The sequence below is a fragment of the Moorena sp. SIO3I6 genome (assembly GCF_010672095.1).
In genome coordinates, this window is sequence record NZ_JAAHHU010001414.1 from 1 (window position 1) to 1,314 (window position 1,314).

Consider the following 1,314-nt stretch of genomic DNA (forward strand, 5'->3'; position numbering starts at 1 on the left):
GGTGGCTCCGTCAAACCCAATAATATTGATGAAATTATGGCTCAATCAGAAATTGATGGAGTACTGGTGGGCGGAGGAAGCTTGGAACCTGCGAGCTTTGCCAGGATTGTCAATTATCAGTAGTTGTGATTAGTCATTGGCTAATTGTTAATTGTTAATTGTTAATTGTTAATTGTTAATTGTTAGTTAGCTTATTATTAGTTAGTTAATTGGTTAATTGCAATGGGCAATTTTTAATTCGCAATTAGCCATGATCTATATAGTGATGGATAAAGGAAAATTAACCATCCAGAACTATTCTTTCGACTGGGGTAAACGAACCTATATCATGGGTATCTTGAACGTTACCCCCGATAGTTTTAGTGATGGCGGTGAACACTATACCCTAGAAGCTGCCTTAAGGCAAGCTTACGATCTGGTAAATGCTGGTGCTGATATTATCGATATTGGTGGTCAATCGACTCGACCTGGTGCTGAGCAAATTTCCCTAGCCGAGGAACTGAAACGAGTTCTGCCTGTGGTAGAGGCAATGGGTTTAGTGCTGAAGATACCCATTTCTGTCGATACCACTAGAGCATCTGTGGCTAAGGCTGCGGTAGAAGCTGGTGCGGATATGGTCAATGATATTTCCGGTGGCACATTTGACCCAGACATGTTTCCAGTCGTAGCCCAGTTGGGGGTACCCATTGTCTTAATGCATATCCGAGGCACCCCCGTTTCCATGCAAAAACTAACTGATTATCAAGACTTAATTGGGGAAATCTATAGCTTTCTTGAGAATCAGGTCAATGCCGCGATCGCAGCAGGAATTAAGCGATCGCATATTATTATTGACCCAGGCATTGGTTTTGCCAAAACCGCTGAGCAAAGTGTAGAGATTCTGCGGCAACTGCCTAGGTTTGATGCCCTTGGTGTACCGATGTTAGTCGGAGTATCTCGGAAAAGCTTTATTGGACGCATTATCAATCAACCAGACCCCAAGGGTCGAATTTGGGGAACTGCTGCGGCTTGTTGCAGTGCCATTGCCGGTTCAGCAGACATCCTGCGGGTACATGATGTTCGCCAGCTCCATGATGTCTGCCGTGTTGCTGATGCGATTTGGCGTGTTTAAGCATTCAGTTATCAGCATTAAGCTATCAGCATTAAGCTATCAGTATTCAGCTATCAGCATTAAGCTATTAGCTTTTGAATAAAAGAGGTAAGCATTGGTTTAATCTCTGTTACATTTGCTGACAGCTGACAGCTGACGGCACCTCAAGTAGCGTGCGCGTAGCGCATATGCTTACATTATTATTGCTCTAATTACTCTGGCCC

2 protein-coding genes are annotated in these 1,314 nt (G+C 43.7%); both read left to right on the forward strand.

The features are described 5' to 3' along the window. Nucleotides 1-123 (forward strand): triose-phosphate isomerase (locus F6K49_RS49820; RefSeq protein WP_293101840.1); only part of this gene is annotated, 123 nt, incomplete at its 5' end. A 127-nt stretch (nucleotides 124-250) separates the two neighbouring features. Beyond that, a complete protein-coding gene (folP, locus tag F6K49_RS49825; RefSeq protein ID WP_293021129.1) occupies nucleotides 251-1,111 on the forward strand; it encodes a dihydropteroate synthase in 861 nt (286 codons plus the stop codon). Nucleotides 1,112-1,314: the final 203 nt, after the last annotated feature.